The organism is Pontibacter sp. HJ8 (assembly GCF_054824225.1).
The window spans coordinates 1-8,584 of the sequence record NZ_JSYF01000166.1 but is presented as its reverse complement, the minus strand read 5'-3'; the positions used below and the strand labels follow the sequence as shown (position 1 = coordinate 8,584).

Genomic DNA, 8,584 nt, shown 5'->3' with positions numbered 1-8,584 from the left:
GCTTCTCTGACAGGTATACGAGCGGGGCCACACGGCTTTTCTTGGTATAGGTCAGGGCCATACCGACCGCGACCAGTATGTTGATGATCCAAAAAAAGCTCCAGCTGAAGGCCAGCAGTTTTTTATGGCCCTGCCAGAACCGGGAGTGTCGCACAAAACTCTGCCAGCCGATTATACCCAGTATCATGATCAGGGGGAAAAGCGGCAGAATGAAACGCTCCTGCTTGTTAGGGAAAAGCGAATGCACGACAAAAAATACAATACCTGCCCAGAAGAGCATAGGGGCGATACGGGCTGTCCTGCTATAACCCAGCAGCAGGTATACGCTCAGCGGCGGCACCATAAAACCCAGTATGGTAAGCGCAAACCGGTAAACCGGGCCTGTGCTGTAGTTATAGGCATTGTCGGTATTGTAAAGGAAGTACGTCACCACCGAGTGGAAAGGATAATCGAAGAACACGTAGTCAATGGTGCCCTGGATCAGCGTAGCCATCACGACAAAGCCCAGGCCCAGCCAGATGATCTCTTTCCATTGCCGGCGGTACAGCAACACCAGTCCGGCGCCTAGCGGGAAGAGGACCGTGTGGTAGCGCAATACAAAGGCCACTGCAAACAAAGCGCCCGCCCCGAAATACCGCCAGTTGCGGTTGCGTTCTTCCGGCTTGAGCATGTGGTAAAAAGCGGCCAGGAAAGGCGGGATACAGACCATCTCCACCAGGTTACGCACGCTCATGAAGGGCATAAACCACATCAGGGCCAGCATCAGGCCCACAATGCGGGCATTGGCCTGGTTCGAAAGCCTTTCGGTGATCTTGTAGCCATAGTACACGATCAGGAGAGAGTATAGCCCGTGCAGCACCCGTACCACCGTCATTTTGATGTCCGGGCTGGTGATGCCGATCCCTTCCATGAGGTAAAACAGCACATAGTGTATACCTGCATAGAACATGCTGTGGCGTGGCGGCATATCCTCGTGTAGCCACGAAGGCAGGCCATACAACCAGTTCTGGGCGATGGTGATCACATCAAAATGGTCGTCGTGGAAAGCAAAGCCTTTGGAAAAGAAAGCGGCTACCATTCGTATCACCAGCGCGATCACCAGGATGACGGAGAGGGGTATCAGGACCCGGTTGTGAATGCCCGTTTTGTCTGCTGTGGCGGGTGCCGTGGTATCTTGCGGTGTGGTATCGATGGGAGACTGCATGGTGTATAGAACGAGGCTTTATCAGAAAGCCATCAATTTTTTCAGGAATTTTGCTGCTAATTTAAGTTATATCAGGGTAAGTTTGTGTATGAATTTTACCCGGCCGACCGCTGCCCGTTCCTTTAGTACCCCAAAAAGGCTCCCGGGCCTGCCTACAGCTGCTGTATGGGCCATCGTCTGGGGGCTTTTGCTGAGTGCGTGCCAGGGCCAGAAAGAGGAGTATCCCAAAGATGTGCTGGTGATCGGGCATGCCGGCTCGGGCTTCTTTTCTCCGATCAACCCCTACAACCCACTGCCTGCCAACAGCATGTCTTCTATTGTGAAAGCGATGGAAGAAGATGGCGCCGATGGGGTGGAAGTGGATGTGCATGTGAGCAAAGACGGGGTGCCGATTCTGTACCACGATACCAGCCTGGAAACCATGAGTGAAGGCAAAGGGATGATAGAACAGTTGCCGGCATCCGAAGTGGTGGGGCTGAACTACAAAGGCGGTATCCTCTACGACCTGTTCCAGAGCGAAAAACTTATTACCCTGGAGAGCATGCTGCAGTGGTTTGAGCAATACCCGGATCTGCCCTACCTGCACATCGACCTGCGCAACCACGATCCCTCCAGAAACACATTTTATGCGGAGTCCTTGCTGCAAATGCTACGTAAGTATAACTACCCGGTAGAGAAGCTGGCGTTCATTTTTCCGGATGTGCAGCTGCTGCATACGGTGCGGGAGCTGGAGCCCGGGGCGGTCCTGCTGCTGGATGCCGGAGACGATTTTGACGTGTCAGTGCAGGAGGCCCTGACCCATAAACTGCAGGGCGTCACGGCCAATGGCAAGAAGGTGAGCAAAGAGCAGGTGCAACGTGCCAGGCAGCAGGGACTACAGATCGTGTTGTTCGGGGGCAAGTCCGGTTCAAGTATAGCCAAGATGCTGGCCATGGAACCCGACGCCATCCAGGTAAACAATGTAAAACGCATGCGGGCGCTGGTAGATCAGAACTAGGGGAGCAGGTATAGCCAGTACTACTTGAGCAACAGCAACGCAATGAGTAGTATAGCAAGCGAAATATACCTGATCTTGTTTAAGCTTCTTTTCATCGTTTCCTGTTATTTTAACAAAGGACAGGTGTAGCTTCGTAAACAATATTTCCGGAGATCACCTGCGTTTCGTGATCTTCGTTCTGCATCAGGAAGGTGCTCATTTTTCGGCGCATTCCAGCGAAACAATTATTACTTTTGCATCATATCATAATCAAACGACATTATGCTCCGGACACATACTTGTGGCGAACTAAGAATTGATAATGTAGGCGAGGAAGTTGTACTGACTGGATGGGTACAACGCCTGCGCGACAAGGGCGGTATGCTCTGGATTGACCTCCGTGACCGCTACGGCATCACGCAGCTTACCTTTGAAGACGGCTTCACGCCAGCCCACCTGTTTGAGCAAGCCCGTGGTCTTGGCCGCGAATACGTGATCAAAGCGATAGGCAGAGTAGTGGAGCGCTACTCCAAAAACGACAAAATACCCACAGGCGAGATCGAGCTGAAAGTAACCAAGCTGGAGGTCCTGAACCCTGCCAAGCTGCCGCCTTTCATGATCGAGGACGATACGGATGGAGGCGACGATCTCCGCATGAAGTATCGCTACCTGGACCTGCGCCGTACGCCGGTGCGCCGCAACCTCGAGCTGCGCCACCAGATGATGCGTGCTGTGCGCGCCTACCTGGACGATCATTATTTCATTGAAGTAGAGACACCGGTGCTGATCAAGTCAACTCCGGAAGGAGCCCGCGATTTTGTGGTGCCAAGCCGGATGAACCCGGGTGAATTCTATGCCCTGCCCCAGTCCCCGCAGACGTTCAAGCAGCTGCTGATGGTGTCCGGATTTGATAAGTACTACCAGATCGTGAAGTGTTTCCGTGACGAAGACCTGCGCGCTGACCGCCAGCCGGAATTCACGCAGATCGACTGCGAACTTTCTTTCGTGACACAGGAGGACATTCTGCATACCTTCGAAGGCCTGATCCGGCACCTGTTCCACAAAATAAAAGGCGTGCACATCGGCCACCTGCCCCGCATGACGTATGCCGACGCCATGAAACTGTATGGTTCCGACAAGCCGGACACACGCTTTGAAATGCGCTTTGTCGAGCTGAACCACCTGGTGAAGAACAAGGGCTTCAAAGTGTTTGACGATGCCGAGCTGGTCGTAGGCATCAATGCCAAAGGGGCAGCGGGCTATACCCGCAAGCAACTGGATGAACTGACCGATTTTGTGAAGCGTCCGCAGATAGGCGCTACCGGCCTGGTATATGCGCGCGTGCAGGAAGACGGCTCGGTGAAGTCATCAGTCGATAAGTTCTATACCCCGGAAGACCTGCAAACCTGGGCTGCAGCCTTTGGCGCACAGCCGGGCGATCTGCTGCTGGTACTGGCCGGTGGCAAAGACAAAACACGCAAAGCCCTCAACGAGCTCCGCCTGGAAATGGGGGAACGCCTGGGCCTGCGTGACAAAAATGTGTTCTCTCCGCTTTGGGTCGTAGACTTCCCGCTGCTGGAGTGGGATGAAAACTCCAACCGCTACCACGCCATGCACCACCCTTTCACTTCGCCCAAGCCGGAAGACCTGGAGCTGATCGATGACAGACCGGGGGACATCCGCGCCAATGCCTATGACATGGTCATCAATGGGGTGGAAGTAGGCGGCGGTTCGATCCGTATCCACGACCGTCGTCTGCAGGAGCAGATGTTCCGTTTGCTGGGCTTCTCCAATGACGAGGCCAAGGCGCAGTTTGGCTTCCTGATGGACGCTTTCGAATACGGCGCGCCTCCGCACGGTGGTATCGCTTTTGGTTTCGACAGGCTGTGCTCCCTTTTCGGCGGTGCAGATTCCATCCGGGACTTTATCGCCTTCCCGAAAAACAACTCGGGCCGTGATGTGATGATCGACGCGCCCTCTCCGGTTGCCGGCGCGCAGCTGGATGAGCTGCATATCAAGTTGAAGAACATGCCTTCGCAGTAAGGCTATACCTGGCCGGGCGCTTCAGAACAGATTTTTTTCTGAACTTGCCCAGGTATAAAACAGAAGCGGCTGCCGATACCGGCAGCCGCTTCTGTTTTATACCTGAGTGATGCCCGGTTAGTATCCCGGCGTCTGCTGGTCCTGGTTGATATTGGGGTTCGTGTCGATCTCTACCTGTGGAATTGGCCATACCCACTCCCGCGCATCCGGCCCCAGTTCACACGTGGTGGATTCCAGTTCACAATCAGCACGCACGATCCTGCGGGTCGTGCGCTTCAGGTCAAACCAGCGATGCCCCTCTGCAAACAATTCCCGGCGGCGTTCTTCGGCTATCGCATCCAACAGGCCCTGCCCTGTGGCAGCCACAGGGGCCGGATTGCTTATTCTGGCTGCCCGTAGTGTGTTGAGGTCGAGTAGGGCACCGGCCGCGTTTCCGGACAAGGCTCTTGCCTCGGCACGGATCAGGTACATTTCTCCCGTTCTCAACACCTTCCAGTTCACCAGGTTATCCATTGTCGTATTACGGGTCAGGAACTTGCTTACGATCACACGTTCTGTGCCCGAAAGCTCCCGGGTGCCGATATAAGCCGCCAGCCGGACATCCGTTGGCTGGTACAGTTTCACTAAGTCTGCAGCAGGCCGGTGGCGGTTACGGTTAGAGGGACCGTTGTGCAGGCTGCTGGATGGAGAACCCTCACCGGAGCTATACGCTACCGCCCAGATCACTTCAGCGTCCGTATCGTCTGTCCAGATATCGGCGAACTCCTCTCTGGCAGCCAAAGGCCTTTCAGTGATCACCAGGGAAGCATATTCTGCAGCCGCCGCATAATTCTTGGCATACAGGTTAATGCGTGCCAGCAGGGCCTGTACGACCACTTGATCTATGTAGGCTCTTTCATCTGAATTGATTTCCTGGTCCGCATCACCCAACAGGGTTTCTGCTTCTTCCAGGTCTTTGAAGATGTTGTCATACGTCTCTTTTACCGACAGTCTGCCTGGCATCTCCTCATAATCCTGGCTGGTCTTATACGGAACGCCCAACGCTGTGGAATTACGGTCATACTCCACACCCCAGTAACGTAGCAGGTCGAAGTGCACCATGCCCCGGATAGCCAGTGCCTGTCCCCGGATGCGGTTCACCCGCTGCGGGTCTTCCGAAGCAAACTGGTCGATGTTGTCAAGGACAATGTTTGCCTGCGTGACCACCAGGTATGCTGCCTGCCAGGCCACGTCTATGTCGTCGTCGTCCGCTGCATAGACCCAGTTGGTCTGGTCCTGGAAGTTAGCCAGGTCCTCACCGGTCTGCACCACGTTGTCGCTCATCATGTCCGGCAATACCGACCACGTGCCTGAGGTCTGGCTGCCATTTCCGAAGTAGCCTACCTGTCTGAAAAGCGCATAGGTACCTGTCAGGGCAAATTCGTATTCTTCTAACGTGGTGAATATCTCTGTGGCGTCTTTCTGGAATTCCGGTTCTACTTCGATCACTTCCTCACAAGCCGATAATACCAGGGCACAGCCTAAGCCAATGCCTATAAATAGTTGTCTGATTTTCATCTTGGTACAATTAAATTTTTATAAACCGATATTCAACCCAAACGTGAGCGTGCGCAGCGCAGGATATTGCGCTCCTACCAAAGATCCGGTTGAAACCTCCGGGTCAAAACCTCTGAAATCTGTCCAGGTGGCCAGGTTTTGCCCCTGCGCATACAGCCTGATGGTACTTAACTTGACCGTGTTCGCCCAGCTCTGTGGTAGGGTATAAGACACGCTCACGTTGCGCAGTCTGACGAAGTCTCCATCCTCTGCAAAGCGGGTAGTGCCTGATCTGAACGGAGATCCGGGTCTGGGGATATTGGTCTCCTGGCCGGCTGCTTTCCATTCGGTGGTCAGCTCACGGGAGAGGTTGTCCCACAGGTAGGACGGGTTTTCCACGTTCTGGCGATCGTTGTTATAGATCTCATTGCCTCGAACAAAACTAAAGAAAGCGCTAACTTCAAAACCTTTGAAGTTCAGCGAGCTGCCAAAACCCCCAAAGAAAGGGGCTTCTACAGTGCCCACGATCACACGGTCGTTCGGGTCATATACTTCGGTCACTTCGCCCTCCCGGGTATAGTACCGGGCGTTCCCGTTGGCAGGGTTTACACCGGCATAGCGCACCAGGTATAGGGAGTTCATCGGCTCTCCGATACGGTTGATGTAGATGCCGTCTACAATCTCATCCTGTTCCCCTACCAGCTTCTTCACCTCGTTTTTGTTACGGGTCAGGCTGATGTTGGCAGACCAGGTGAAGTCAGCAGTTGCGATGATGTCCCCGTCGAGCGAGAATTCAACGCCCCGGTTCTGTAGTTCGCCTATGTTGGAAATCAGTTCCGAATAGCCGGATGTTCTGGAGAGCTGCCTGTTGAGGAACAGGTCTGTTGTAAGCGCGTTGTAGAATTCAATGGTGGATCGCAGCCTGCCGTTCAGGGTGGAGAGCTCCAGACCTGTGTTGAAGATATTCTTTCTTTCCCATTGTAGCTCGGGATTAGGCAATTGTTGCTGCACCAGGCCGCCTACGCCGGCATACACAGCACGGCCAAACAAAGCTCTCGAAGCAAAGTCAAGTTGGTTGCCCACATCGTCCAGCAAGACCTGGTTTCCGGAAGAGCCATAACTGATCTTGAATTTCATATCCGTGAACACATTCGCCAGGCTTTCCATAAAAGGCTCGTCCGTTACTATCCAGCTCAACCCAACAGAGCCGAAGTTGGCCCAGCGTCTGTCAGCACCAAAGCGGGAGGAGCCGTCACGACGGGCGCCTACAGTCAGAAAATATTTGTCCCGGAAGCCATAGTTGATGTTGGTAAAGTAAGATAGCAGGGCGTTCTCGGTGCCATTTCCACTCACTGTCGGAATGAAGCCGTTATCAGAGTTGCCCGGTGTGATGCCAGCTTCGTTCTGGAAAGCGCCTCCCAGACCATAGCCTGTAAAGCCAAACTGCCGGTATCTTCCTTTTACAATCTCATTGTAGAGGGCTACCTTGAGCGAGTGTTCTTCGCCAAACGTGGTGGCGTAAGATGCGGAGGTAGTACCCGTATACCGGAACGTACGGTTATAGCCACGGGCAAAACTACCGGAACCACCCGTAGAGAACTGCCCGGAATACGTGTCCGGACTTACGAAAGCTGTCGTCTCATTGGAGGTATAATCCCCGCCCCAGTTCGTACTCAGCGTCAGCCCTTGCAGGAACGGAGCCGAATAGTTTATAAAAATATTACCGACCCCTTTGAGCTGATTTTTGTTGGTGCTATTCTCGAGGAGCTCCTGCAGCGCATTCGGTTGCCCGGATACCATTTGGGTATAGTTGCCTTCCTCATCGTAAGGCGTTTCATAGGGGTTCGTCCAACGGATCGCGTTGAGGGGGGTGGCTATACCTGTATTGGCTTCGCTTGTGTTGGTGAACTCTGAGTACCCGAATGTTGAGTTGAGTCCGAAATTAAAGTCACCTGCCGTGGTTCCAACATTGGCACGGCCGGTATACCTTTTCAGGCCTGTATTGCGGACGGTGCCCGTCTGATCAAAAACAGAACCTGAGAGGAAATAGGTGGTTTTATCGGATCCGCCCGATGCGCTCAGGGTATGGTTCTGCGTCTTTCCGGTACGGAAGAATACATCTTCCCAATCCGTTTCGATTTTCCGGAGTTTATCCAATTCTTCCGGTGACCAGCCATACGGATTTCCCCGGGCCAGCTCGTAGTCCAGTTTTTCGCTCGTATTCATCAGCTCCAGCTTATTGTCGGGCGCATAAGAAGAGCCATACTGGAAATCATAATTGATGCGGGTGGCGCCGGCCCGGCCTTTTTTAGTGGTGATCACGATCACGCCGTTTGCACCTCTGGAACCATAGATGGAGGTAGCGGAGGCGTCTTTGAGTATACTTGTATTTTCAAAGTCCATGGGGTTGAGCGTAGCAAAGTCGGCAGCTGAGATCTCAATGCCATCCATGATGTAGAGGGGCGTATTGCTGCCCAGGATAGAGCCTCTGCCCCTTATCACCACGTTGGCGGCAGCTCCCGGCTGGCCCGAGTTAGCCTGCACCAGTATACCGGTTGCCCGGCCCTGCAGCGCCTGGTCAAACGATCCGATCGGCACGCGGCTGATCTCTTCTGACTTAATTGTGGAGATAGAGCCGGCAATTTCCCGTTGGGTCTGCGTGGTATAGCCTGTCACGATTACTTCGGATAGTTGTCTTGTATCGGCTCGAAGCGCTACGTTTACAGTGCTTCGGTCCCCGATCGCTACTTCCTGTGTTGCCATACCTATAAAACTGAAGATCAGTGTAGCGTTGGCCGGGGAGATGTTGGCAGGAAGGGTAAGAG

Annotated in this window: 5 protein-coding genes; 2 read left to right on the top strand and 3 right to left on the bottom strand. The window is 53.8% G+C overall.

Annotation, left to right across the window (positions count from 1 at the left end; translation table 11 throughout):
- Positions 1 to 1,204, bottom strand: a 1,204-nt coding sequence (locus tag OB13_RS08530; protein WP_461489738.1) for a glycosyltransferase family 39 protein, incomplete at its 3' end; no start/stop codon positions are given.
- 88 nt (positions 1,205 to 1,292) lie between these two features.
- Here OB13_RS08530 and OB13_RS08525 point away from each other — a divergent pair.
- On the top strand, positions 1,293 to 2,201 hold the full coding sequence (locus OB13_RS08525; RefSeq protein ID WP_461489737.1) for a glycerophosphodiester phosphodiesterase: 909 nt from the start codon (positions 1,293 to 1,295) through the stop codon (positions 2,199 to 2,201).
- Positions 2,202 to 2,462: 261 nt separating this feature from the next.
- On the top strand, positions 2,463 to 4,223 hold the full coding sequence (gene aspS / locus OB13_RS08520) for an aspartate--tRNA ligase (protein WP_461489736.1): 1,761 nt from the start codon (positions 2,463 to 2,465) through the stop codon (positions 4,221 to 4,223).
- Positions 4,224 to 4,340: 117 nt separating this feature from the next.
- On the opposite strand, the gene OB13_RS08515 is transcribed toward aspS, so the two are convergent.
- Entirely contained in the window at positions 4,341 to 5,780 is a 1,440-nt protein-coding gene (locus OB13_RS08515; RefSeq protein ID WP_461489735.1) for a RagB/SusD family nutrient uptake outer membrane protein, read from the bottom strand.
- Between the two features lie 18 nt (positions 5,781 to 5,798).
- On the bottom strand, positions 5,799 to 8,584 hold a 2,786-nt coding region (locus OB13_RS08510), incomplete at its 5' end, for a SusC/RagA family TonB-linked outer membrane protein (RefSeq protein ID WP_461489734.1).

Coding starts and splice junctions, on each gene's coding strand:
- OB13_RS08525 (WP_461489737.1), top strand. CDS start 1,293: ATGAATTTTACCCGGCCGACCGCTGCCCGTTCCTTTAGTACCCCAAAA.
- OB13_RS08515 (WP_461489735.1), bottom strand. CDS start 5,780: ATGAAAATCAGACAACTATTTATAGGCATTGGCTTAGGCTGTGCCCTG.
- aspS (WP_461489736.1), top strand. CDS start 2,463: ATGCTCCGGACACATACTTGTGGCGAACTAAGAATTGATAATGTAGGC.